The sequence below is a fragment of the Thiohalocapsa halophila genome (assembly GCF_016583825.1).
GTDB lineage: Bacteria > Pseudomonadota > Gammaproteobacteria > Chromatiales > Chromatiaceae > Thiohalocapsa > Thiohalocapsa halophila.
This window is the reverse complement of sequence record NZ_NRRV01000051.1, coordinates 17,693-42,110: the sequence shown is the minus strand read 5'-3', so window position 1 is coordinate 42,110 and position 24,418 is coordinate 17,693. Positions and strand designations below refer to the sequence as shown.

The following is a 24,418-nucleotide window of genomic DNA, read 5'->3' as shown; positions in this document are numbered from 1 at the left end:
TCGTCGCTGAGCCGGCGCGCCGGTTACCGCCCGCGCCGGCTCAGCGACGACGGTACACCAGGTCGAGCACCTCGTGCCCCAGACGCTCGCCGCGGCGCTCGAACTTCGTCGGCGGGCGGCTCGCCGGGCGCTCGGCGAAGCGCCCGGCGCCGGCGGTGTTCTCGAACAGGGCCGGCATGGCCTCCAGGACTGCGCGCATGTGCTCGGCATAGGGCGCCCAGTCGGTGGCGGCGTGGAAGATGCCGCCGGCCGTGAGCGCGCGGGCCACGTCCTGCATGAAGTCCGGCTGCACGATGCGGCGCTTGTGGTGGCGCTTCTTCGGCCACGGGTCCGGAAAGAAGAGCTGCACCGCCGCGAGCGATGCCGCGGGGAGCCCGCCGTCCGGCGGCGGCCGCAGCAGGGCACGGGCGTCCGTGCGCATCACCCGCAGGTTGGTGAGCCCCAGACGCTCGACGGCCAGCAGCAGGTGGCCGACGCCGGGGCGGTGCACTTCGAGCCCGAGATAATTCCGCGCCGGGTCCGCCGCCGCCTGCGCCGCCAGGGACTCGCCGTTGCCGAAGCCGATCTCCAGCACCACCGGCCGCGGGCTGTCGAAGAGCGCCGTCGGGTCCAGCAGGGTGCCGGGCTGCCAGTCCACGCCGAAGCGCGGCCAGAGCGTCTCGAAGGCCCGCTGCTGCCCCGCGGTGAGCCGGCCTTCGCGCAGCACGAAGCTGCGCACTGGGCGGTGATGGGGCTGGTCCGGGTCGGCGAGGTGGGTCACGGGCGCTAGGGAGCGTGCGGGTGTCTGGTGTGCCGGAGTGCAGCAGCAAGCGCCGTCAGGCAAGCAGGCAGCGGGCCGAGCATGCGGCCGGGTACCGGTGGGCGCATCGCCGCGACGGCAATACTGCGCAGGCGCGGGGCCGGCGCTATGATCGCGCCCCATTCTACCCCCACCCGCCAGCCGAGACCCGTCAGCAGCACCGCCATGCCCCGCATCAGCGTCCACGACTTCTACGACCACGTCCTGAGCCACTACGGCGACACCGCCGAAGGGCTGCACTACCAGTCCGCCAGCTCCCAGCAGACCCGCTTCCGCGTGCTGCGGGAGCTGCTGCCGGAGGACCTAAGCGGCCTCACCCTGGCGGACCTGGGCTGCGGCTTCGGCGACTTCCTGCTCTACCTGCAAGAGCATGATGAGGAGCCGGGCGCCTACATCGGCATCGACCTGCACGAGCGCATGGTCGAGGTGGCCCGCGAGCGCACCGGCGCCGAGATCCGCCAGGCCGACGTGCTCTCCGACCCGTTGCCGCCCGCCGACTGGTATGTGTGCAGCGGTGCGCTCAACAACCTGACCCTGGAGGAGACGCGCGAGGCCGTCGGGCGCTGCTATGCCGCCGCCGGCACGGGCTTCGCGTTCAACCTGCTGCACGGCAAGGACAACTCCCAGACCTTCAACTACCGCCAGCCGGCGGAGGTGGAGGCCTGGGCCGCCGAGCTGGGCGCCGAGGTGACCATCGTCGACGGCTACCTGCACCGGGACTTCTCGGCGGCCTTGGTGAAGCCGGGCGCCTGAAGGCGGCGGGGCTGGGCGGCCGGGCCAGGCAGACGGGCTGGGCGGCCGGCGCCGTGATGCCGATCAGCCATAGGCGTGTCCCGGGTCGGCGCTGGCTTGCCGGCGTCAACGTGCTTTAATTGAGCCAAGCGAAACCCAAGCGCCTGACCGCTATGTCCAATCTCGCCGAAATCCCTTACATCACCGTCGACGATTACCTCGCCGGCGAGGCCGAGTCGCCCATCAAGCACGAGTATGTCGCGGGCGAGGTCTTCGCGATGGCCGGCGCCGGCGACGAGCACGTCACCATCGCCGGCAACCTGTTCGCACTGTTGCGCTCGCATGTCCGCGGCGGCCCCTGCCGCGTCTACATCGCCGACATGAAGCTGCGCGTCGAGCGGGCGGACGCCTTCTTCTACCCGGACGTCTTCGTCACCTGCCACCCGGGCGATGCGGAGCGCCGCACCGCCAAGCAGCATGCGAGCGTGGTGATCGAGGTCCTGTCCGAGCGCACCGAGGGCTATGACCGCGGCACCAAGTTCGCCCACTACCGCCGGCTGGAGACGCTCAAGGAGTACGTGCTCGTGGACTCCCGCAGCCGCAGCGTCGAAGTCTTCTCCCGCCGCGACGACGGCTGGCTGTTCCAGGCCGTGCCGGAGGGCGGGCGGCTGCGGCTGGAAACGCTGGACTTTGCCTGCGGCCTGGACGCCATCTACGAAGACGTGACCTTCGAGCCGGTCGAGAGCACAGGGGATTAGGGAGCCCGGGCAGCGGCTGCTGTCGACAGCAGGCGCAAGCCCGGCGAAATCGGCGGCATGCGAATCGACGCCGATCAGTCGTCCAGGGACAGCTCGATGCCTTGGTAGACGGCATCGACGGCCATCTCGCCGCCGATGCTGTCGAGTCGGAGCCGGTCGCCCGCGCCGTACACCTCAAGCTCCCAGTCGCGGTCCCGGCGGTAGACCTCGACCCTGGGCTCGTCCTGGGCCACCAGCACGTACTCCATCAGGCTCGGCAGCTTGCGGTAGGCGTAGAACTTATCCGACCGGTCCTTTCGCTCGGTGCGTTTGGAGAGGACCTCGATCACCAGCATCGGGTGGTCGGAATAGTACGGGTCTTCGGTGTAGGGCTCGCACTCGACGTGCAGGTCCGGGTAATAGAAGCGCTCCGTGTCCAGGGTCTTGATGCGGACCTTGACCTCGGTGGTGAATGCCTCGCAGGGCAGGTTTTCGGTGACATCGTCGACGAGCCGCGACAGGCGCTTGGTCAGGCGGTTGTGGGTCTTGCTGACGCCCACCATCGCGTAGACGACCCCGTCGACGTATTCGTGACGGACGTCCGAGACGCGCTCACCGTCGAGGTACTCCGCGACCGGGACATGGGCGACTGGGAGCGCTTGGGACATGATCAGCTGCGTCGCGCAGTGGCCGCTGCCCTAGAAGAACGTCCCCTCGATGGGCGAGGACGCCGACGCGAAGCGCTTGGCGAGCATGCGCCCTGCCAGATAGGCCTCGCGGCCGGCCTCGATGCCCTTGCGCATGGCGCTGGCCATGAGCACCGGGTCCTTGGCGGCGGCGATGGCGGTGTTCATGAGCACGCCGTCGCAGCCGAGCTCCATGGCGACGGCGGCATCACTGGCGGTGCCGACGCCGGCGTCCACCAGGATGGGCACCGAGGCGTTCTCGACGATGGTAAGGATGTTCAGGGGGTTGCGGATGCCGAGCCCGGAGCCGATGGGGGCCGCCAGCGGCATTACCGCGCAGCAGCCGAGGTCTTCGAGCTGTTTGGCGATGATCGGATCGTCGTTGGTGTAGACCATGACGTCGAAGCCGTCTTTGATCAGCACCCGGGCCGCCTCGATGGTCTGGAGCATGTCCGGGAACAGGGTCTTCTGGTCGCCGAGCACCTCCAGCTTCACCAGGTTGTGGCCGTCGAGCAGCTCCCGTGCCAGGTGGCAGGTGCGCACGGCGCTGTCCACGTCGTAGCAGCCGGCGGTGTTGGGCAGGATGGTGTAGCGCTCCGGCGGCAGCACGTCCAGGATGTTCGGCTCCTCGGCGCTCTGGCCGATGTTGCTGCGGCGCACGGCGACGGTGACGATCTCCGCGCCGCTGGCGTCGATGGCGCGGGCGGTCTCGTCCATGTCCTTGTACTTGCCGGTGCCCACCAGCAGACGCGAGCGGAAGCTGCGGCCGGCGACGGTGAAGCCGTCGGTGGCCGCTCCGGCGGGGATGGCTTGATCTTGGGGCATTGGGGGTCTCTGGCTGTTGAGGCGTCCTGGGCTTGAAGCGTCCTGGGGTGGGCGCCGGCCCGCGCAGGCGTCAGCCGCCGCCGACGGCATGGATGATCTCCACCCGGTCGCCGTCGTGCAGCGGATGCGCATCGAGCCGGCTGCGCGGCACCAGCTCCTGGTTCACTTCCACGGCGATGCGCCGGCCCGTCAAGCCCAGGCGGTCGATGAGCGCGCTCATGTACAGGTCGTCGGGGATCTCGGTGGCTTCGCCGTTGATGGTGATCTGCATGGCGGCGTTGGCGCTGTTACCAGTCGAGCGGGAGATGTTAAGCACGGAATTTTACAATAGACTCCCTGCCTTGCAGCAGTACGAAAACGTAATGGGCGCGGGCGTTGCTGACCCACGGCGCCCGCCCGATGACGAGGACGGACAGTTGGCCACTTGGTCTGAGGATCTCATCCCCGTCGAGCGGGCACGCACGCTCGATGGCCTCTTTCACCAGCGCGTGCGCCGCTCGCCGGAGCGCGTCGCCTACCGTTGGTTTGACCGCCAGTCCAACGACTGGCGGGCGCTCACCTGGCGCGAGACCGCGGCGGCGGTGGCGCGCTGGCGCACGGCCATGGCCGCCGAGGGCCTGGAGCCCGGCGACCGCGTGGCCATACTGCTGCGCAACTGCCCGGACTGGGTGGTCATCGACCAGGCGGCGCTGTCCCTCGGGCTGGTGACGGTGCCGCTCTACACCGACGACCGTGCGGACAACGCCGCCTATATCCTCCAGGACGCGGCGGTGAAGCTGCTCTGCATCCAGGACGCCAACCGCTGGCGTCGGCTCGCGGAGGTCATCGGCGATGATCCCTGGCCGCAGCGGGTGGTGATCGTCGACGGCCGCGAGGGCGCCCGCCAGCAGGCCGCCGGGGACCCGCGGACGGTGGCCGCCGCCGACTGGCTGCCGGCGGCGGGTGCCGGCCGCGCACTGCCGGCGGAGCAGCGCGACGGCGACCCCAACGCACTCGCCACCATCGTCTACACCTCCGGCACCACCGGCCGGCCCAAGGGGGTGATGCTGAGCCATCACAACATCCTGAGCAACGCCCACGGCGCCGTCACCGTGGTGGATGTCTATCAGGAGGACGTGTTCCTGTCGTTTCTGCCCATGTCGCACACCCTGGAGCGCACCGCGAGCCTGTTCCTGCCCATGATGACGGGCTCCGAGGTGGCCTATGCCCGCTCCGTCACCCAGCTCGGCGAGGATTTGCAGGTGATCCGCCCGACGGTGATCATCGCCGTACCGCGGGTGTTCGAGCGCGTCTACCAGCGCATCCAGGGCCAGCTGGAGGGCCGCTCCAAGCTCGCGCAGCGGCTGTTTCGGCTCGCCGTGGACGTCGGCTGGCTGCGCTTCGAGATGAGCCAGGGCCGCCGCGGCTGGCACCCGAAGCTGCTGCTCTGGCCGCTGCTCAAGCGCAAGGTGGCGGCGCCCGTCATGGCGCGGCTCGGCGGGCGGATGCGTGCGGCGGTGAGCGGCGGCGCGGCGCTGCCGTTCGAGGTGGGGCGGGTCTTCATCGGGCTCGGGCTGCCGCTGCTGCAGGGCTATGGCCTGACGGAAACCAGCCCCGTGATCTCCGTGAACCCGCTTCAGGACAACCGCCCGCAGAGCGTCGGCCGGCTGCTGCGGGGCATCCGCGCGCGCATCGGCCCGGACGAAGAGCTGCAGGTGCTGGGGCCCTGCAACATGCTGGGCTACTGGAACAACCATGCCGCGACGGCCCGCATCATGAGCGCGGACGGCTGGCTGCGCACCGGAGACCAAGCGCGCATCGACAACGGCTACATCTACATCACCGGCCGTATCAAGGACATCCTGGTGCTCTCCAACGGCGAGAAGGTGCCGCCGGGGGACATGGAAATAGCGCTCGGTTTGGACCCGCTGTTCGAGCAGGTGATGGTCATCGGCGAGGGGCATTCGTACCTCAGCGCGCTGGCGGTGCTGAATGCCGACCTCTGGCCCGGCCTGGCCCGGGAGTACGGCCTCGCCCCCGAAGACCCGGCGAGCCTGGACGACCCGGAGCTGCACAAGGAGATGCTCCGGCGCATGCGCGAGGCGCTGGCGGACTTCCCCGGCTATGCCAAGATCCGCCGCGTGGGCCTGACGCTGGAGCCCTGGACCATCGACAACGGCCTCCAGACCCCCACCATGAAGATCAAGCGCCACCAGGTGCTGGATCGCTATCAGGGCACCGTGGAGCGGATGTACGAGGGGGAGAGGGGCTAAGCTCGGAGGGCGGAGGGCCAAGCAAGACACCTTCAGTCGCAAGCCCCCGTCCTCAGCCCTCAGCCCTTTCCTTCAATTCATCGCTCGCCCCGCGCCCGGCCCTTGCCGCGGCAACCAACTCGTGCCTACAATCATCCGCCCACGCGGGTGTAGTTCAATGGTAGAACCTCAGCTTCCCAAGCTGATGACGTGGGTTCGATTCCCATCACCCGCTCCAGCTTCCCCGCCGTCATGCAGCGACTCTACCAGGCCGCCAACCGTATCGAGGCCCAGCTGCTGAGCGACTTCCTCGACCGCCATCTGGTCGACAACACCATCCTCGGCGACTACCTCACGGGCGCCATCGGCGAGCTGCCGGCGGATGTCTACCCGACCGTGTGGATCGTCCACGACGACGACCTCGAGCGCGCCCGTGAGCTCCTCGGGCGCTTTCTGGACGATCAGCATCGTGAGCCCGCCGGCTCCTGGGTCTGCCACGGCTGCGGCGAGCTGGTAGACGGCAGCTTCGACATCTGCTGGCGCTGCGGCGGTGAGCGCCCATGAGCGCCGGGCCGGATAGGCGCCGAGCGCTGCGGGTCGCGTTGGTCGCCGCGGGCGCACTGGCGCTGGTGCTGGCGGCGCTGCTCGCCGCCGCGCCGGCGTTGGTGGACCGCGAGGCCCTGCGCGAGCGTATCCAGGCGGAGGCGAGTCTGGCGCTCGGCCTGCCGGTGCGGGTGGGCGCCGTCGCCGATCTGCGCCTGCTGCCCCGTCCGCGCATCGTGCTGGGTCCGGTGCGCGTCCTGGCGGCGGGCAGTGATACCGCGGCACCGCTCGCCGCAGCCGAGCGCATGCGCCTGGAGCTGGCGCTGGCGCCTTTGCTGTCGGGCCGCGCGGAGCCCGTGCTCTTGCAGGCCGACGGCATCGCCCTGCAATCGATGACCCCGACCCGTCGCCGGATGTCGCCCCCCCGCATGCCCCCCTCTATGCCCCACTGGCTCGCGGCGCTGAGCTTACCGAGCGCCGAGGTGCGGGACGCCGAGCTGACCCTGCGCTATCCGGCGGGCGCCCGGCGGCTCAGCTGGCCCGTCTTTGGCGAGCCCGGCCGGCCGCCGCGCTCGGCGGGCACCGGTCCGATCACCGTGTTGGCGCTGTTGCCGCTGATCACCGACGACGGCCGCCTCGCCGGCACCCTGACCTTCGGCGCGCAGGCCGAGACCGATGACCTGCCGGCGCTGACGCTGGCCCCGCTGCGGCTCGCGGGCGCCGATCTGCGCTTGGGCTCGCTGCTCGGCGTGACGCCGGTGCTGAGCGCCGAGCGCGCCGTGCGCAATGCCCCCGGGGTCTGGCGCGTGAGCGGCCTGGCGCTGTCCGAGGGTGAGCTGGACCTGCGCGGGGAGCTAGTCCTGGAGCCCGCCACCGGCGCGGCGCCGCGATCCGCCGTCGGCGCCGCCCGCGCTCGGTTCAGGCTCGCGCCGCTGGACCTGCGCCGCTGGCTCGCCCGCCACCTGGACGATCCCATCCCCGGCGCGGCGGACCGCCTGCGGTGTGTCGCCGCCGCCGTCGATGTCGAGCTCGTCGCGGGTCGGCTCGACGTCGCACCCCTGGCGCTGCGCCTGGACGACAGCCAGGCCCGCGCCGCCGCCAGCCTGCGGCTGGGCCAAGCGCCCCGGGCCGCGGCGGCGCTGCGCCTGGACCGGCTGGACCTCGATCCCTACCTGCGGGCGCCGGCACAGAGCGCCCCGGACGCCGCGGCTTCCAGCCTGGCCGGCGCCGACTGCGCAGCCATCGCCGAGGCGGCGGCACCCGGCCCGGCGCAACCGGATTTGCCGGCGCTGCCGCAGGGGCCGGATGCAGCGGACCTGGTGCTGGATCTGGGCGCCGAGTCGCTGCGGGCGGGCGCGCTCGCCTACGGCGATCTCGGCGTCAACGCGCTCCAGCAGGGCCGACACACCGTCCTGGACATCGCCGCTGGCGCCTTCTACGGCGGCACCCTCAAGGCCCGAATCGAGCGCATGCAGCGCCCCGCCGCACCCCCTCGACAGACGCTGCGCGGCGAGGCGACGGGCGCCGACCTCGGCGCACTGCTGACAGACCTCCAGGGAGAGCCGCAGATGACGGGCACCGCCTATCTGACCGCGGAGCTCGCCGCCGCCGGCAGCGATACGGAAGCGTTGCGCCGCGACCTCTCCGGCAGCCTGCGCCTGCGCGTGGCAAACGGCCGGCTGGCGGCGCTGGACCGGGCGGCTGCGAGCTTCGGGCCGCTGCTGTCCACCGTCGGCATCGAGGTCACGCCGGACACCCTCGCCATCTCGCGGCTGGGGCTCAGCGCCGACGGCGAGGACGGCGTCTTCCGCAGTCAAGACATCGACGGCCGCGTGCGGCTCTTCGCCCTCGCCGGCACCGGCGCCCTGGACCTGCCCGCGGAGCGCGTGCAGGCCGATGTCACCGCGACCCTGGTGCAGCCGCCGGACGGGCCGGATTTGAAGGGCCTCGCCGGTATCCAGGTACCGATCCGCATCACGGGCCCCGTCACCGCGCCCGAGGTGGATGCCGAGCTCGGCCCCGCCGTGGCCGAGGCCGCGCGCCGCGCCGCCCGCCGTCACCTGGACGGCGACGGCAACGTGCTGGAGCAGCTGGAGGACGCCACTGGGGTGCAGGGCCTGGAAGAGGGCCTGCGCAACCTGTTCGGGCTCTAAGCCCGCTTGGCAGGCGACTCGATGCAGCCGCGCGCAAACCGGACCGATCTCCTCGCGGAGCTGCCCGCGGAGCCATGGCAGGCGGCGCACTTCGCCGCGGCGCTGCTGGCCTGGTTCGACGAGCACGGCCGCAAGGGTCTGCCCTGGCAGCGCCCGGCGACGCCCTATCGGGTCTGGGTCTCGGAGATCATGCTCCAGCAGACGCAGGTGGCCGTGGTGATTCCCTACTTCGAGCGCTTCATGGCGCGCTTCCCGGACCCGGCGGCGCTGGCGGCGGCGGACCAGGACGCCGTGCTGCACCTGTGGTCCGGTCTCGGCTACTACGCCCGCGCCCGCAATCTGCACAAGGCTGCCCGCCTGGTGATGGCCGAGCACGGCGGGGAGCTGCCGCGGGACATGGCGTCCCTGACGGCACTGCCGGGCATCGGCCGCTCCACCGCCGGCGCCATTCGCTCCCTGGCCCATGGCGAGCGCGAGCCCATCCTGGACGGCAATTGCAAGCGGGTGCTGGCGCGCTGCTTCGCGGTGCCGGGGTGGCCCGGCAAGAACGATGTGCTGGCCCGGCTCTGGCGGCTCGCCGACGCTCTGACGCCCGCGGCGCGGGTCGCCGCCTACAACCAGGCGATGATGGACCTCGGCGCCACCCTGTGCACCCGCACCTCGCCTGCGTGCGGGCGCTGTCCCGTCGCGGCGCATTGCATCGCACTGCACCAAGGCGCCCAGCGCGACTATCCGGCGCCCAAGCCGAAGCGCGACAACCCGGTGCGCCGCACCTGTCTGCTGCTGGTGGTGGCGCCGGACGGGCGCCTGCTCCTGGAGCGCCGAGCGCCCAGCGGCGTCTGGGGCGGTCTTTGGGTGCCGCCGGCGCTGGCGCAGCCGCAGCCGGAGCGGCCCGTCGCCGACGCCGCCGCGGACTGGTGCCGGCAGCGCCTGGGCACGGGCCCGGCGCGGCTTGAAATGCTGGCTCCGCGCAGGCATTCCTTCACCCACTTTCACTTGGACATCGACGCGGTGCTGCTGAATCTCCCCGGAGACCAAGCGCCGCCTGCGGGCGCCGCCGGGTCGGCGACGGCGGACCGGGTCGCCGAGGCGCTAGGGGGCCTGTGGGTGGACCCGGCGCAACCCGGCGACCTCGGACTGCCGGCGCCCATCCGTCGGCTCCTCGACGACGCCGTCGCCCAGCTGCAAAGCGCCGATGCCCGCACCGCATCCCACGACAACGGAGAAGCCCAATGACACGAATGGTTCAGTGCGTGAAGCTCGGCCACGAGGCCGAAGGACTGGAGCGCCAGCCCTACCCCGGCGAGATCGGCAAGCGCGTGTTCGAGCACGTCTCCAAGCAGGCCTGGGGCGACTGGCTGAAGCACCAGACCATGCTCATCAACGAAAACCGCCTGAGCCCCATGGACCCGAAGGCGCGCAAGTTCCTGGAGGAGCAGATGGAGAAGTACTTCTTCGGCGAGGGAGCCGCGATGCCCGAAGGCTACGTGCCGCCCAAGGAATGACCCCCAGTCGCTGATCCGCAGCCGCTGACCCCCGCGCCGGCATCCCGCCGGCGGTGCTCGCGGGGTCAAAGCGGTAAAGCAGTGCGCGAAGCGGCTCGAGGGCGGGCAGTCGCCGCCGATTCAGCGCTCGGCCGCGGTGTCGTGTCTGCGCTCGCCCCTCAGGCTTTCGATAATCAGCATCACCACGCCGATGGTGATGGCACTGTCGGCGACGTTGAATGACGGCCAGGGATTGAACAGCGCCAGCGGAATGAAGGGCAGGTAGACCTGGATGAAGTCCACCACGTGCCCCAGCAGCATGCGATCCACCAGGTTGCCCACGGCGCCGCCGACGATGAGCGCGAGCCCCGCCGCGAGCCAGCCCTCGCCCGGCTTCAGGCGCAGCAGCCAGACCACCAGCACCAGGGTCACCGCCAGCGCGAAGGCCGCGAACAGCCAGCGCTGCCAGCCGCCGGCGTCCGACAGCAGGCTGAAGGCGGCGCCGGTGTTGAACATCAGCGTCAGATTCAGATTCGGCACCAGCTCGACCACCTGGTAGGGCTCGAGCCACGCGAGCACCAGCCACTTGCTGGCCTGGTCCAGCAGCAGGACGACGAGAGAGAGCCAGAGCCAGTGCTTCACGGGTGAGGGATGCGCGTCGGACCGAGATGGGGCGCGCATTGTGGGATCATCGCAGGCGCTTCGCCACCTATTTCATCAACGTCCGCTCTGCGTGATCGGATGTCTGAATTCAGGGTCACCCTTGCGGCAGCTCGATAGGCCCGCGTTCCTCGAGGCCCGCGGCGCGTGCGGCGAGCAGATCGACGAATCGCGGATGCTCGCCGATCAGCTCACTGATGCGGACTTGGAGCCCGGGGTGGGCGGCCTCGGCCTCGGCGACGATGTCGGCGATGTCGCCGCCGGGTCCCGCATGCCGGCCGGGGGAGATGAACTCCATGGCCAGCACCACCTGCCGGGGCTGCTCGCCTGAGGCCGCTGCGCCCAGCTCCGCCAGGGCCTCGGCGAGCAGGCGGCCGTTGAAGGCGTACTCGGCGCCTTCGCGGCGCTCCATGACTGCCTCGCCGACTTCGATCTTGGTGTCGGGCGTGTCGGCCAGCGCCGCAGCCAAGCCCTCGGCGAGCCAATGGCGCACCGCGGTCACCGCCGGCAGCGGCGAGCCGTGGTCCACCAGCAGGACGTCGACGGCAGGGCTGCCGTGCGCCGGCAAAACCCTGCGGACCTGATCGGCGAGGATCTCCACCAACAGCGGCTCGCCCGCCGGCAGCGGGCACAGCGCATCGGCCACCCGCACCTCCAGCGGGCCCACCTCGGCGGCGACCCGGCCTGCGACCTCGGGCACGAAGGCGCTGATGGCCCGGCTCGGCCCGAAGAAGAGCGGCACGATGCCGAAGCTATCCTCGCCGGCGGCCACCTGCGCACGCAGGAAGGGCTCCAGCGTCTGCGCCGGCATGCCGTCCAGCTCCTCGGGCGGAATGCGCGAGGCATGCAGGGCGGAGACGGGCTGGACCTCGGTGCCGAGCTGCTCGCTCAAGTGGTGGGCGAGGCGGCGGAGATTGCGGGTCGCGGCGGGGCGGCGGGAGCCGTTGTCGAGCAGGAGGAGCATTTTGGGCTGTGCAGAAAGCTTGGCGTTGCCCAGGTTATGGAGGCGGCGGTCGGATCTTGCCAGCTGCGTTGTCCTGATTGCGCAGGCTGTCGATCCATACCGAGGTATCGATCAGATACACGTTAGTCTTCCGTGCGCAATGCCTTGTGGTCGTAGCTCGATGTTTGTGCGTATGTTTGGCACCCTGATTGGTGTGCTTGGATGTGTAAATTCCAGTATCGCCACGCCGCCACGCTAGGACGTGAGCCTGTGCTCAGGCAGGCGGCAAGCCCTTGCCCGGGTTGAGGATGCCGTTGGGGTCGAACTGGCGCTTGATGGCGCGCATGAGGTCCATGGCCACAGGGTCCAGCTCGCGGTCGACGAAGTCGCGCTTCTCCAGGCCCACGCCGTGCTCGCCGGAGAGGGTGCCGCCGAGCTCGACGACCAGGTCGAAGACGGCGCTCAGGCAAACGGCGGCGCGGGCCATTTCGTCGGGGTCGTCGGGGTTCACCAGGAGGTTGACATGGATGTTGCCGTTGCCGGCGTGGCCGAAGTTGACGATGGTGATGGCGTGCTCGCGCGAGAGGTGCTCCAGGCCGTCGATGAAGGTGGCGATGCGGGCCACGGGCACCACCACGTCCTCGTTGATCTTCTTCGGCGCCACGTGGCGCAGCGCCGGCGACAGCGCCTTGCGCGTGCGCCACAAAGCTGCGATCTCGTCCTTGTCGGCGGCGACGGCGAGCTCGATGAGTCCGTCGTTGCGCGCGGCGGCGCCCACGTCCTCGGCGGCCGCGTCCACGCAGTCGGCGGGGCCGTCCACCTCGATCATCAGGAGCGCACCGGTGCCGTCCGGCACGCCCAAGTCGGAAAACCGGCGCACCATGTCGATGGCGGCGGCGTCCATGAACTCCAGCGCGCAGGGGGTGATGGGCTGGGCCATGATGGCGGCCACCGCGGCGGCGGCGCTGTGGATGTCGCGGTAGGTGGCGCGCAGGGTGCGCTTGGCCTCCGGCAGGGGCGTGAGCTTCAGCGTCGCCCGGGTCACCAGGGCCAGCGTCCCCTCGGAGCCGATGATGAGCCTAGTCAGGTCGTAGCCCACTACGCCCTTGCTGGTCATGACGCCGGTGCGCAGCCGCTCGCCGGTGCCGGTGACGGCCTCGAGCCCCAGGGTATTCTCCCGCGGCGTGCCGTATTTGACGGCCTTGGGGCCGGCGGCGTTGTAGGCGAGGTTGCCGCCGATGGTGCACACCGCGGCGCTGGTGGGGTCCGGCGGCCAGAAGAAGCCGTGCTCGGCCGCCGCGCGCTGGAGGTCGTCGTTCACCACCCCGGGCTCCACCACGGCCAGGCGGTTCGCCGGGTCGATGGCGAGGATGCGGCTCATGCGCTCGAAGGAGACGACCACGCCGCCCGGCTCCGGCACCGTGGCGCCGGTGGTGCCGGTGCCGAGCCCACGGGCGGTGAGCGGGATGCGGTGCGCGTTGCAGACCCGCACCACGGCGGCCACCTGCTCGGCGTCGGTGACGAAGGCCACCGCCTGCGGCAGGCACTGCCGGCGGCTGTTGTCGTAGCCGTAGGGCCAGCAGTCGGCGGGGTCGGTGAGCAGGCCGCCGGCGCCGACGGCGTCCGCCAGCGCCTGGCGCGCGGCCTCAGGCAGCGGCGGTTGATTGGGCCGGGCGTTTGGGCTCGATGTATTCAAAGACTTTCACTACGCGCTGCACGCCCGGGATGCGGCGCACCTTCTCTGCGGTGGCGTCGCCTTCTTCCGGCGTCACCAGCCCCATCAGGTAGATGACGCCGTTTTCGGTGACCACCTTGACCCGCAGGGCGTCGAAGCCGGGGAGCTTGATGGATTGGATGGCCAGCTTGGCCCGGGAGGTGAGCATGGCGTCCTTACCCAACTGCCCGATGCCGATCATGGGGCCGATCTCGACCTCGTTGTAGACCTGCTTCACCTTGGGGAGTTGCGCCACCACCCGCGCGTACCGATCGGCGATCTGCGCCGTCTCGGCCTGGCCGGTGATGAGGACGGTATGGTTGTAACTGGTGGCCTTGAGCTGGCTGTCCTCGCTGAGGTCCGGGTTCTTGAAGTAGGCATCGCGGGCTTGCAGCTCGATGATCTCGTCGTCGAGCACCACATCGGCGCTGCGCCGGTCATAGACCACGGCGGCGCTGTAGGTGGCCCCGGCCACCACCATGGGGCCGCAGCCCGGCAGCGCCAGGACCGCCGTGGCCGCAAGGACCAGGGCGGCGGTGAGCGAGGGGATGCGCGGGGGTCGGGTTCCGTTCATGCGGGAGCTCCGTCGAAGGCATGCCGGATCCATTGCACCTGCCCGTCGGCGCTGATGGCGACGACGTCGAAGCGGCAGGGCAGATCCGTCGGGTGACGGCTCAGATAATACCCTGCGGCGGCCACCAGCCGCGCCTGCTTGCGCCGATCGACGCTGGCGGCGGCGCCGCCAAAGCGAGCACTGGCGCGGTAGCGCACCTCCACGAACACCAGGGTGTCGCCGTCGCGCATGACGAGGTCCAGCTCGCCCTGCCGGCAGCGGGCATTGGCGGCGACGAAGCGCAGTCCTCGGCGCTCCAGGTGGCGGCGCGCGGCCTCCTCGTGCCGGGCGCCGGTGGCCTGCTTGTTGCCGCGTGATCGGAGCATGCTGAATGACGGCGCCTGCGCTGCTGGTGGCTGCTCATCCCTAGCATAGCGCGGCCGCTGCCGGGAGCGTGTGCCGGCGCCCTTGCCCTTGTCGCGGGCTGTCAGCACACTGACCCTGTGGCGGCGCGGCAGCCGATGCCGGCGGCTCGCGTCGAGCCGGTCCGGGGCCTGGCGCCGCCTTGGGGTGAAACGATACTTGAGCGAGGCAGCCGGTGAGCGGCGAAGCGGGTGTACTCTATGTGGTGGCCACGCCCATCGGCAATCTGGGCGACATGACCCCGCGTGCCTGTCAGATCCTGACCAATGTGGATCTGATCGCCTGCGAGGACACCCGCCACAGCCGCCCGCTGCTCACGCATTTCGGCATCGCCACGCCGCTGGTCGCTTACCACGAGCACAACGAGGCCGCCCAGACACCGAAGCTCCTGGAGCGCCTCGCCGCCGGCGAGTCCATCGCACTGATCAGCGACGCCGGCACTCCGCTGGTGAGCGACCCCGGCTATGTGCTGGTGCGCGGCGCCCGCGCCGCGGGCATTCGGGTGCTGCCCGTGCCCGGTCCGAGTGCGCCCATCTGTGCCCTCTCCGCCGCCGGTCTGCCCAGTGACCGCTTCCTCTTCCTCGGCTTCCCGCCCCGCACCGAGCGGGCGCGGCGGGAATGGATCGGCGCCGTGGCCGCGGAGCCCGGCACGCTGATCCTGTTCGAGGCCGGCCGGCGCGCCGCGGCGACACTGGCGGACCTGGCAGCGGTGCTGGGTCCGCGGCCGGCCGTGCTGGCCCGCGAGCTCACCAAGCGCTTCGAGACCCTGTTGGACGGGGCGCTGCCCGAGCTGGCGGCGCAGGTGGCGGCGGACCCCGAGCAACAGCGGGGCGAGGTGGTGATCCTGGTGGCCGGGCTGCGGGACACGGACCAAGCGGGCGCCGCCGCCGAGGAGCAGCGCGTGCTTGACATCCTCGCCGCCGAGCTGCCGCTGAAGCAGGCCGTGGCCCTCGCCGCGCGGATAACCGGCGGCAGCCGCAACGACCTCTACCGGCGGGCGCTCGCGGCGCGTGGGGACTGAGTCTTTCCCGGCACGCCAGGCTGACTCGGCGTAGAATACTGCGTGGGGAGTCGGCCAGGCAGTCGCGCTCCCGCGGCCGGCCTGCCGGGCGCGGGAGGGAGGAAAGTCCGGGCTCCACAGGGCAGGGTGCCAGGTAACGCCTGGGGGGCGCGAGCCCACGGAAAGTGCCACAGAAAACAGACCGCCGAGCCTGCTGCACGGCAGGTGGTAAGGGTGAAAAGGTGCGGTAAGAGCGCACCGCGCCGGTGGCAACACGCGGCGGCACGGTAAACCCCACCCGGAGCAAGACCAAATAGGGGAGCACGCGGCGCGGCGTCACAGCCGCTGCCGCAGCCTGCGGCCCGCAGGCGCTCCCGGGTAGGTCGCAAGAGGCGTGCGGCGACGTACGCCCCAGATGAATGACTGCCCGCGACAGAACCCGGCTTATCGGCCGGCTCCTCCTTCTTCTTCTTCCGCGCTGGCCATCACATCGCCCGGCGCGCGGACATCGCGCGCCCCCGAATCCGGTGTGGATGTCGGTTCGAGCCCCCAGCAAGCTGTGCGCTAGTGCACGAAACGGTGAGCGAGCCGCCGAGACGGCGGCGCGGTGCCACCGCAGGCAGCCCGGGAGGCCGATGCAGCCAAGCGACAGCGGGCGGTCGATGCCGAGCAGGCCGCCTGGCACGCCGCTTTGCTGCCGCAGACGCGGCGCCTGGCACCCCTCCCCACTTCTCTCCCCGATCCCGCCCGGGCGCCCGCTCGGCCTGCCATCCGTGGCCGTATGTCAAGCTCAGTGCGCGCTTTAAGATGGACAACTATGTCTTTGATAAGGCCGGCCATTGGGTGCTTTACTAGCCGCTTTAGATTATGAGGTTAAGTTTCTGACATGGCAGCGAAAAAGAGCACGGCAAGCCCTTGACCGCACGCTGCCGCTCTCCTAAACTGCCGGGCAAGTGGGGAGAAGTGGGGAGTTCTGGGGCATTGTAGAGTGGATGTGCGCAGCCGACGCGGTCGAGGCCCATGAGGTTCTACGGGACATTCTTTTTGAGCCTCGACGCCAAGGGGCGCATCGCCATTCCGGCAACGGAGCGCGCGAAGCTCGAAGAGCTCTGTTGCTCGCGCGTCGTCGTCACGGCCGATCTGGGGGACCGCCTGCTGGTGTACCCCGAGCCCTACTTCGACGAGCTAGCGGACCGGCTGAACCAATTGCCGAGCCTCAAGCCCACCACCGAGGCCTTGCAGCGCACCCTGCTCGGCTACGCGAGCTACGCGAAGCTCGATACCCAGGGACGGGTGCTGCTGACGCCGGCACAGCGGACCCTGGCGGGATTGGAGAAAGAAGCAGTCCTGATCGGGGTGGGGAACCGCTACCAGCTATGGCGCAAAGACGCCTGGGCGGAGCAGCAGAAGCGCGATCGCGAGCTCGCCGCCGCGGCCTTGGCCGAGGAGCCGGAGCTTGCCGATTTCCGGCTTTAGCGCCCGACCCCGACCCCGACCCCGACCCCGAGCCGGGCGGGGCAATGCATCGAGGCGACAGCCACCCGCGGACGGGCAGGCGGCCGAAATAATCAGATAAGACCAATCCGCATGGACTCGCGAGAACACATACCGGTCCTGTTGGGGGAGAGCATGCAGGCCTTGGGGGTAAGAGCGGATGGCGTCTATGTGGACGCCACCTTCGGTCGCGGTGGGCACGCGCGCGCCATCCTGGAGCGCCTCGGCTCCGGTGGCCGGCTGCTGGCGGTGGACCGCGACCCGGACGCCGTCGCCGCCGGTGCGGCGCTTGCGGCTGCCGAGCCGCGTCTGACGCTGCGCCGGGCGCGCTTCGGCGAGCTGTCGCGCCTGGTGCACAGCGCCGGGCTTTCGGGGCGCGTGAACGGGCTGTTGGCGGACCTCGGCGTGTCCTCGCCGCAGCTCGACAGCCCCGAGCGCGGCTTTGCCTTCAGCGCCGAAGGCCCGCTCGACATGCGCATGGACCCGAGTGCCGGCACCAGCGCCGCCGACTGGCTGGCCGCCGCGGCCGAGCGCGACATCGCCCGCGTGCTCAAGGACTATGGCGAGGAGCGCTTTGCCAAGCGCATCGCCCGAGCCGTCTGCGCGGCGCGAGGCGAGTCTCCCATCACCACCACCGGGCAGCTCGCCGCGCTGTGCGAGCGTGCGGTGCCGACCCGAGAGCCGGGCAAGCACCCGGCCACACGTACCTTCCAGGCCCTGCGCCTCCAAGTGAACGCCGAGCTCGACGAGCTCCGCGCGCTGCTCGCCGGCGCCTGTGATTGGCTCGCCGCCGGCGGGCGGCTGGTGGTGATCAGCTTCCATTCCCTAGAGGATCGTATCGTCAAGCGCTTCATCCGCGACGAATCCCGCGGTGCGTCCCTGCCGAAGGGGCTGCCCATCACCGACGACCAGGTGCCGCGCCGCCTCAGGCCCATTGGCGGCGCGGTGCGCCCCGGCGACGACGAGGTGCGGGCCAATCCCAGGGCACGCAGCGCGGTGCTGCGGGCGGCGGAGCGCCTGGCATGAGCAGGCAGCAAGGTTCCGGCGGCGCCCGCGCAGGGCTGGTGGTGGCCCTGATGCTCGCCGCTGCGGTGCTCGCCTCCGGTGTGGCGGTCATTCACGTGAAGTACCTGACCCGGGAGGAGTTCGGGACCCTGCAGCAGGTGCGCGCAGAGCGCGATGCCCTGGACGTGGAATGGGGGCGCTTGCAGATCCAGGAGGCGGCGCTGACCTCCCACACGCGCATCGAGGACAACGCGCGCACCCAGCTCGACATGATCATGCCCGCCGGCGGCGAGGTGCGGGTGGTTGAGGTCGCCGTACCGGAGGCTGACGATGCGCTTTGAGCCCGGCCGAGCCCGCGAGCGTATGAAGGCCCGGATGCACCGGGTCGAGATGGCGCGGCGACGGCCGCCGAACTTCGCGGTACGCCGGGCGGTGCTCGGTCTGATGCTCACCGCCGCCTGCCTGTCCGTGGTTGGTGCGGCCTTCCATCGCCAGGTGCTGGAGCACGAGTTCCTGCGCGACGAAGGCGAGAAGCGTTTCCTGCGCGAGCGCGAGATCGCCGCACGCCGCGGCATGGTGACGGATCGCAATGGCGAGCCGCTGGCCATCAGCACGTCTATGTCCACCATCTGGGCGGACCCGCAACAGCTCGCCCGGCGACCCGAGGCCCTGCCGCCATTGGCAACTGCGCTGGAGGTGCCGGTGGACGACCTCTCGGCGCGGCTCGACGCCTACGTCGAGCAAGGGCGGCGCTTCATGTACCTGCGCCGGCGAGTGGAGCCCCATTGCTCCGAAGCCGTGCGCGAGGTCACCGATAGCTACCGCATCGCCGGCATCGGCACCGACACCGAGTACCGCCGTTTCTATCCAGGCGGTGAGATCTTCGGCCAGGTGGTGGGCTTCACCAATGTCGACGATATCGGCCAAGAAGGCATCGAGCTGGTGTTCGAAGACAGGCTGCGGGCCGACCCGGGCAAGCGCCGGGTGATCCAGGATGGCCGTGGACGGGTGGTGGAAGAGGTCGAGCAGATCAAGCCCCCGTCCCATGGCGAGGACGTGGTCCTGAGTCTGGACCGGCGGCTGCAGTTCCTGGCCTACCGTGAGCTCAAGCGCGCCGTGGCCGAGCATCGCGCCAAGTCCGGCACTGCGGTATTGCTGGACGTGACCACGGGCGAAGTGCTCGCGATGGTCAACCAGCCGGCCTTCAATCCCAATGCAGCGCGCAGCGAGCCGGTAGAGAGCCGCCGCAATCGCGCGCTCACCGACGTCTTCGAGCCCGGCTCGACGATGAAGCCGTTAGTGGTGGCGACAGCATTGGAGGCGGGAGTCATCAGCCCGCGTACGCCCGTGAGCACCGCCCCCGGAGTACTGCGCGTAGGCGCAAACCGCGTGCGCGACATTCGCAACTACGGCCTGCTCACGGCCACCAGCGTGGTCACCAAGTCGAGCAACGTGGGTGTTGTGAAGATCGCCCACAGCATGGACCGCGCCGTGCTCTGGCAGAGCTATGGGCGGCTCGGCTTCGGGCGCATCACGGGTGTCGAGTTCCCGGGGGAGCGCACCGGCTTCCTGCCGCACTACGAGGGCTGGTCGCGCTTCGAGCATGCCACCCTGGCCTTCGGTTACGGCCTCAACGTCACCTCCCTGCAGCTGGCCCAGGCCTATGCCGTGATCGCCAACGACGGCGTGCGCCTGCCCGTGTCCCTGCGCCGACGGGATGTGGTGCCTGCCGGAGAGCGGGTGTTTTCCGTCGACACCGCAAGGGCCGTGCGCGCCATGATGGAGACCGTGGTGTCGAACAAAGGCACGGCGCGTCGCGCCAAGATTCCGGGCTACCGCGTCGGCGGCAAGACGGGCACTGCCAAGAAGGCCACCGGACGCGGCTATGCCGCCGGCAAGTATCAATCCGTCTTCGCCGGCCTGGCGCCCATCTCACAGCCGCGTTTTGTCATGGTCGTGATGGTGGACGAGCCCCGCGGCGAGTCCTACTACGGCGGCATTGTCGCCGCACCCGCGTTCGCCAAGGTCATGCAGGCGGCGCTGCGGCTCTACAACGTGCCGCCGGACGACCCGCAGGCGGAGCTGCTGCTCGCCGGGCTCAAGCGCGAGGGCGAGGAATGAGCATGGCCGGCGTTCAGCGTGCGCCGAGCGCGGCGAGCTGGCCCTTGGCCGAGCTGCTCGGGGGCTTTGCCGTGCTGCCCTTCGAGTCCGGCCCGCGGGTGTCCGATCTGACGCTGCACAGCGCTCAGGCGCGGCCCGGCTGCCTGTTCCTCGCCTGCGCCGGGCGTCGCACTCACGGGCTGGTCCATGCCGCGGAGCCCGATGCGGACTGGGGCGAGACGGAATTGGCGCGTCTCGCCGGGGACCTATCGCTGCCGGTGATCCCGGTACCGAGCCTCGCAAAGCGCGCCGCAGACAGGCGCGGCGACAGTCGCGGCCGGTGGCTCGCTGCGCTTCGGGGGGAGCGCTGCGACGGCCGCGACGCCGTTGCCAGGGAGGGAAGCAGGAGCGAGGGGCGAGGGGCGAGGAGCGAGGAGCGTCTGGCCCCGGGAGCAAAGCACCGAAGCGCGTCAGCCATCCGCCGGACACGCCGGCCCGAGGCCGCCCGAGCCGAGACGACCCTCAGCCCTCAGCCCTCAGCCCTTCCACGATGGAGTGCCTGCTGATGCTGCTTTGGCTCACCGACTGGCTGGGGCAGTTCGACAGCGGCTTCTACGTCTTCCGCTACCTGACCCTGCGCACCATCCTCGGCGTGCTGACGGCCCTCGGCGTCTCGCTGCTGGTGGGACGGCCGCTGATCCGCTGGCTCAGCAGCTACAAGGTGGGGCAGGTGGTACGCGACGATGGCCCGGAGAGCCACTTCTCCAAGGCCGGGACGCCCACCATGGGCGGTACCCTCATGCTGGTGGCCATCGGCTTCAGTACCCTGCTGTGGGCGGATCTCTCCAATCGCTTCGTCTGGGTGGTGCTTCTCACCACCACGGGCTTCGGGGCCATCGGCTTCGTCGACGACTATCGCAAGCTGGTGCTCAAGGACCCCAAGGGGCTGCCGGGGCGCTGGAAGTATTTCTGGCAGACCGTCGTCGGCCTGTCGGCGGCGCTGTACCTCTATTTGAGTGCCACGACGCCGAGCGAGACGGCGCTGCTGGTGCCCTATCTGAAGGACGTGAGCATTCAGCTCGGGCCACTGTTCATCCTGTTCGCGTATTTCGTGATCGTCGGTGCCAGCAATGCGGTGAACCTCACCGACGGGCTCGACGGCCTCGCGGTGGTGCCCACCGCGATGGTGGCCGGAGGCCTCGGCATTATGGTCTATGCCGCCGGCAATACCGAGATCGCCGACTATTTGCGCATCCCCTATGTGCCGGATGTGGGCGAAGTGGTGATCTTCTGCGGCGCCATCGCCGGGGCCGGCTTGGGCTTTTTGTGGTTCAACACCTATCCGGCGCAGGTATTCATGGGCGACGTCGGGGCACTGGCCCTCGGGGCCGCCCTCGGCGCCGTGGCCGTCGTCGCCAAGCAGGAGCTGGTGCTCTTCATCATGGGCGGCATCTTCGTGCTGGAGACGGTCTCGGTGATGCTGCAGGTGGCCTCGTACAAGTTGACCGGCAAGCGCCTCTTTCGCATGGCGCCCCTGCACCACCACTACGAGCTGAAGGGCTGGCCGGAGCCGCGGGTCATCGTGCGCTTCTGGATCGTCACCGTTGTCCTCGTCCTCATCGGCCTCGCGAGTCTGAAGATCCGATGACCGCGCACGAGCCCACAATCCCGGACCTGACACCCGCCGCCCTGGCCGGCATCAAGGCCTTGGTGGTGGGCCTGGGCCCAACCGGGCTGTCCTGCGCGCGCTGGCTGCACGGCCATGGCGCCACCGTCGCCGTCACCGACAGCCGAGACGCGCCGCCGGCGCTGGCGACATTGCGCGAGGAGCTGCCGGATGTGGCGGTCATGCTCGGCGGCTTCGACGACGCTGCCTTCGCCGCCGCGGACGTGGTCATCGTCGGGCCGGGCCTGGCGCTGACGATACCCGCTGTGGCCAAGGCGATCGCCGGCGGCACCCCCGTCGTGGGGGACGTGGAGCTCTTCGCCCAGGCCGTGGCAGCGCCGGTGGTGGGCATCACGGGCACCAACGGCAAGAGCACGGTGACGACGCTGCTCGGGCAAATGGCGTTGGCGGCGGGCAGGCGCACCGGTGTTGGCGGCAACCTCGGCGAGCCAGTGCTCAGTCTGCTCGCCGACGATGTCGAGCTCTACGTCGTCGAGCTCTCCAGCTTCCAGCTGGAGACCACGTATTCGCTGCCCTTGGCAGTGGCGACGGTGTTGAATCTCTCGCCGGATCACATGGACCGCTATCCGGACCTCGCCGCCTACGGCGCCGCGAAGCAGCGCATCTTCCGGCACGCGTCGCGCGCCGTGGTGAATCGCGACGATGCCGCTTCGCAGCGGCTTGCCGCGGGGGTGGCCGAGCAAACGGGCTTTGCGTTGGGGGCGCCGGCGGCAGCCGACGACTGGGGTCTGTGCAGCCATCGAGGGGCCGACTGGATCTGCCGCGGCGGCGAGCCGGTGCTGGCGGTGGACGACCTCGTGCTGCCGGGCACCCATAACCTGGCCAATGCACTCGCGGCACTGGCACTCGGCGAGTGCTGCGGGCTGCCGCGTGAGCCCATGCTGGATGTGCTGCGGCGCTTCCGCGGGCTGCCCCACCGCAGCGAGCTAGTGGCCGATCACAACGACATCCGCTGGATCAACGACTCGAAGGGCACCAATCCAGGCGCGACGGTGGCAGCGCTCTCGGGGCTGGTGCCGGAGCCGAAGCGGCGCAAGGCCGTGCTCATCGCCGGCGGCGACTGTAAGGACGCGGACTTCTCGCTGCTGCCCGACGCCATCCGTCGGGCGGCGCGTGCGGTGGTGCTCATTGGCCGCGATGCCGACGACCTCGCCGCCGCATTGGCAGACACCGTGCCGCTGCACCGGGCCGCCGATATGGATACTGCGGTGCGCCAGGCCGCCGCGCTGGCGCAGCCCGGGGACTGCGTGCTGCTGTCGCCGGCCTGCGCAAGCTTCGACATGTTCGACGACTACCGTCAGCGTGGCCGCGCCTTCGCCGAGGCGGTGGCGAGGTGGGTGCCATGAGTCAAGTACTAGCGCCCGAAGCGAGCGCGGGCCTGCGGCGGCGCTCCGAGCGCAGCCCCGCGATACTGGATGCAGGGCTGCTGGTAGCGGTGCTCTGCCTGCTCGGGCTCGGCTTTGTCATGGTCACGTCGGCTTCCATGCCCATGGCGGACCGCAACTACGACGACCCTTTTTTCTTCGTGCTGCGACACGGCGTGGCGCTGGCACTGGCGCTCACCTGCGGCGCCGTCTGCTTTGCGGTGCCGAGTAAGGTCTGGGAAAACGCCGGGCCGCTGTTGATGCTGCTCGCCATCGGGCTGCTGGTACTCTTGCTGGTGCCCGGGGTCGGGCGCACGGTCAACGGCGCCACCCGGTGGATTCCGCTCGGCCTCATCAATTTGCAGCCATCCGAGCTGGTCAAGTTCACGGCCGTGATCTATCTGAGCGGCTATCTGGTGCGCCGGGAGCTGGATGTGCGCACCAGCCTGATGGGCTTTCTGCGGCCCATGCTGTTGGTCGGTATCGCCGGCATGCTGATCATGGCGCAGCCGGACTTCGGTACCACGGCGGTGATCCTGGCTACCGCTATGGCGCTGTTGTTCCTCGGCGGCGTCAGCGTGCTGAGCTTCGTCTTGCTGGGTCTGCTGCTCACCGCCGGACTCGCGGCGCTGATCATCATCGAGCCCTATCGGCTGCAGCGGGTGACGTCTTTCGTCAAGCCCTTCGACGACCCCTTCGACACCGGCTACCAGCTGAGCCAGGCACTGATCGCCTTCGGCCGCGGCGAATGGCTCGGCGTCGGCTTGGGCAATGGCATCCAGAAGCAGTTCTACCTGCCCGAAGCGCACACGGACTTTCTGCTGGCTGTCATGGGCGAGGAGCTCGGCCTGGTGGGCGTGCTGGTGGTGGTCGCGGTGTTTGCGTACATCACCTGGCGGGCCTTCGTCATCGGCGCCCGGGCACGGCGGCAGGGGGACTTGTTCGGCTGCTATGCGGCGCACGGCTTCGGGCTGCTCATCGGCCTGCAGGCCTTCATCAACGTCGGCGTCAACACGGGCCTGCTGCCCACCAAGGGCCTGCCCCTGCCATTCATGAGCTACGGCAGCAACGCGCTGATCGTGGCCGCGATGGCCGTCGGCGTGCTGCTGCGCATCGACTTCGAGCTCCGGCGCCGGACGGTGGACCCGATTCCGGAGGGCGGTTTGCACCGCGAGCGCCCGGCACCCTCTGATCGGCCGTTGCGGGAACGGCAGAAACGTGAGCGGGGGGCGACATGGCGACGTGGATGATGCAGCGGCCCGGCACGCAGGACGCAGGGTCGAGC

The 24,418-nt window shown here is 70.2% G+C and carries 24 protein-coding genes, 1 tRNA gene and 1 other RNA gene; 17 read left to right on the top strand and 9 right to left on the bottom strand.

What is annotated here, in order from left to right; all coding sequences use genetic code 11:
* Positions 1-40 precede the first annotated feature (40 nt).
* Positions 41-760: a tRNA (guanosine(46)-N7)-methyltransferase TrmB gene (trmB, locus tag CKO31_RS18150; protein ID WP_322789176.1), complete on the bottom strand. Its 720-nt coding sequence runs from the start codon at positions 758-760 to the stop codon at positions 41-43.
* Positions 761-964: 204 nt separating this feature from the next.
* Between trmB and CKO31_RS18145 the strand changes: the two genes are divergently transcribed.
* Positions 965-1,552, top strand: coding sequence for a class I SAM-dependent methyltransferase (locus CKO31_RS18145; RefSeq protein ID WP_200240255.1), 588 nt, complete (start codon positions 965-967; stop codon positions 1,550-1,552).
* A 119-nt stretch (positions 1,553-1,671) separates the two neighbouring features.
* Entirely contained in the window at positions 1,672-2,289 is a 618-nt protein-coding gene (locus CKO31_RS18140) for a Uma2 family endonuclease (RefSeq protein ID WP_438874022.1), read from the top strand.
* A gap of 74 nt (positions 2,290-2,363) precedes the next feature.
* Here CKO31_RS18140 and CKO31_RS18135 read toward each other — a convergent pair whose 3' ends face one another.
* The 3 genes from CKO31_RS18135 to thiS form a co-directional block, all read right to left on the bottom strand.
* A complete protein-coding gene (locus CKO31_RS18135) occupies positions 2,364-2,936 on the bottom strand; it encodes a Uma2 family endonuclease (RefSeq protein ID WP_200240253.1) in 573 nt (190 codons plus the stop codon).
* Between the two features lie 30 nt (positions 2,937-2,966).
* Positions 2,967-3,779 carry a thiazole synthase gene (locus CKO31_RS18130; protein ID WP_200240251.1) on the bottom strand — a complete coding sequence of 271 codons (813 nt, stop codon included), beginning with the start codon at positions 3,777-3,779 and terminating at the stop codon, positions 2,967-2,969.
* A gap of 70 nt (positions 3,780-3,849) precedes the next feature.
* On the bottom strand, positions 3,850-4,050 hold the full coding sequence (gene thiS / locus CKO31_RS18125) for a sulfur carrier protein ThiS (RefSeq protein ID WP_200240263.1): 201 nt from the start codon (positions 4,048-4,050) through the stop codon (positions 3,850-3,852).
* Positions 4,051-4,195: 145 nt separating this feature from the next.
* Here thiS and CKO31_RS18120 point away from each other — a divergent pair, with 145 nt between their 5' ends.
* The 6 genes from CKO31_RS18120 (at position 4,196) to CKO31_RS18095 (ending at position 10,211) form a co-directional block, all read left to right on the top strand.
* Positions 4,196-6,031, top strand: coding sequence for an AMP-dependent synthetase/ligase (locus CKO31_RS18120; protein ID WP_200240249.1), 1,836 nt, complete (start codon positions 4,196-4,198; stop codon positions 6,029-6,031).
* A 143-nt stretch (positions 6,032-6,174) separates the two neighbouring features.
* Positions 6,175-6,248 (top strand) — tRNA-Gly (locus CKO31_RS18115).
* Complete coding sequence (locus CKO31_RS18110) at positions 6,221-6,574, top strand: putative signal transducing protein (RefSeq protein WP_322789175.1); 354 nt, start codon at positions 6,221-6,223, stop codon at positions 6,572-6,574. Before CKO31_RS18115 ends, CKO31_RS18110 begins: the two co-directional genes overlap by 28 nt.
* A complete protein-coding gene (locus CKO31_RS18105) occupies positions 6,571-8,706 on the top strand; it encodes an AsmA family protein (protein ID WP_200240247.1) in 2,136 nt (711 codons plus the stop codon). The genes CKO31_RS18110 and CKO31_RS18105 overlap by 4 nt, the downstream gene beginning before the upstream one ends.
* A gap of 21 nt (positions 8,707-8,727) precedes the next feature.
* A complete protein-coding gene (gene mutY, locus CKO31_RS18100) occupies positions 8,728-9,942 on the top strand; it encodes an A/G-specific adenine glycosylase (RefSeq protein WP_200240245.1) in 1,215 nt (404 codons plus the stop codon).
* Positions 9,939-10,211 (top strand): oxidative damage protection protein, encoded by a 273-nt coding sequence (locus tag CKO31_RS18095; RefSeq protein ID WP_200240243.1) that lies wholly within the window; start codon positions 9,939-9,941, stop codon positions 10,209-10,211. The genes mutY and CKO31_RS18095 overlap by 4 nt, the downstream gene beginning before the upstream one ends.
* Before the next feature lie 120 nt (positions 10,212-10,331).
* Here CKO31_RS18095 and lspA read toward each other — a convergent pair whose 3' ends face one another.
* The 5 genes from lspA to CKO31_RS18070 form a co-directional block, all read right to left on the bottom strand.
* A complete protein-coding gene (lspA, locus tag CKO31_RS18090; RefSeq protein WP_322789174.1) occupies positions 10,332-10,832 on the bottom strand; it encodes a signal peptidase II in 501 nt (166 codons plus the stop codon).
* A 115-nt stretch (positions 10,833-10,947) separates the two neighbouring features.
* The gene (locus tag CKO31_RS18085) at positions 10,948-11,814 is read right to left on the bottom strand and encodes a sirohydrochlorin chelatase (RefSeq protein WP_200240239.1); all 867 of its coding nucleotides are present in this window, start codon (positions 11,812-11,814) and stop codon (positions 10,948-10,950) included.
* A gap of 253 nt (positions 11,815-12,067) precedes the next feature.
* Positions 12,068-13,489, bottom strand: coding sequence for an FAD-binding oxidoreductase (locus CKO31_RS18080; protein ID WP_438874021.1), 1,422 nt, complete (start codon positions 13,487-13,489; stop codon positions 12,068-12,070).
* Positions 13,440-14,081 (bottom strand): BON domain-containing protein, encoded by a 642-nt coding sequence (locus CKO31_RS18075; RefSeq protein ID WP_200240237.1) that lies wholly within the window; start codon positions 14,079-14,081, stop codon positions 13,440-13,442. The genes CKO31_RS18080 and CKO31_RS18075 overlap by 50 nt, the downstream gene beginning before the upstream one ends.
* Positions 14,078-14,446 (bottom strand): YraN family protein, encoded by a 369-nt coding sequence (locus CKO31_RS18070; protein ID WP_200240235.1) that lies wholly within the window; start codon positions 14,444-14,446, stop codon positions 14,078-14,080. Before CKO31_RS18070 ends, CKO31_RS18075 begins: the two co-directional genes overlap by 4 nt.
* A 212-nt stretch (positions 14,447-14,658) precedes the next feature.
* On the opposite strand from CKO31_RS18070, the gene rsmI reads away from it, so the two are divergent.
* From rsmI to ftsW, 9 genes are all read left to right on the top strand, one after another.
* Positions 14,659-15,504, top strand: a complete 846-nt coding sequence (gene rsmI / locus CKO31_RS18065) for a 16S rRNA (cytidine(1402)-2'-O)-methyltransferase (RefSeq protein WP_200240233.1) — start codon at positions 14,659-14,661, stop codon at positions 15,502-15,504.
* Positions 15,505-15,550: 46 nt separating this feature from the next.
* Positions 15,551-15,946, top strand: an RNA gene (gene rnpB / locus CKO31_RS18060) — RNase P RNA component class A.
* Between the two features lie 557 nt (positions 15,947-16,503).
* Complete coding sequence (gene mraZ, locus CKO31_RS18055) at positions 16,504-16,959, top strand: division/cell wall cluster transcriptional repressor MraZ (protein WP_274607774.1); 456 nt, start codon at positions 16,504-16,506, stop codon at positions 16,957-16,959.
* A gap of 111 nt (positions 16,960-17,070) precedes the next feature.
* Positions 17,071-18,003 (top strand): 16S rRNA (cytosine(1402)-N(4))-methyltransferase RsmH, encoded by a 933-nt coding sequence (gene rsmH / locus CKO31_RS18050; RefSeq protein ID WP_200240229.1) that lies wholly within the window; start codon positions 17,071-17,073, stop codon positions 18,001-18,003.
* Positions 18,000-18,323, top strand: a complete 324-nt coding sequence (gene ftsL, locus CKO31_RS18045) for a cell division protein FtsL (RefSeq protein WP_200240227.1) — start codon at positions 18,000-18,002, stop codon at positions 18,321-18,323. Before rsmH ends, ftsL begins: the two co-directional genes overlap by 4 nt.
* Positions 18,313-20,103, top strand: a complete 1,791-nt coding sequence (locus CKO31_RS18040) for a peptidoglycan D,D-transpeptidase FtsI family protein (RefSeq protein WP_306341762.1) — start codon at positions 18,313-18,315, stop codon at positions 20,101-20,103. The genes ftsL and CKO31_RS18040 overlap by 11 nt, the downstream gene beginning before the upstream one ends.
* A 544-nt stretch (positions 20,104-20,647) precedes the next feature.
* Positions 20,648-21,730 carry a phospho-N-acetylmuramoyl-pentapeptide-transferase gene (mraY, locus tag CKO31_RS18035; protein WP_200240225.1) on the top strand — a complete coding sequence of 361 codons (1,083 nt, stop codon included), beginning with the start codon at positions 20,648-20,650 and terminating at the stop codon, positions 21,728-21,730.
* Positions 21,727-23,115, top strand: coding sequence for a UDP-N-acetylmuramoyl-L-alanine--D-glutamate ligase (gene murD, locus CKO31_RS18030; protein WP_200240224.1), 1,389 nt, complete (start codon positions 21,727-21,729; stop codon positions 23,113-23,115). The genes mraY and murD overlap by 4 nt, the downstream gene beginning before the upstream one ends.
* On the top strand, positions 23,112-24,383 hold the full coding sequence (gene ftsW, locus CKO31_RS18025) for a putative lipid II flippase FtsW (RefSeq protein WP_200240222.1): 1,272 nt from the start codon (positions 23,112-23,114) through the stop codon (positions 24,381-24,383). The genes murD and ftsW overlap by 4 nt, the downstream gene beginning before the upstream one ends.
* Positions 24,384-24,418 lie beyond the last annotated feature (35 nt).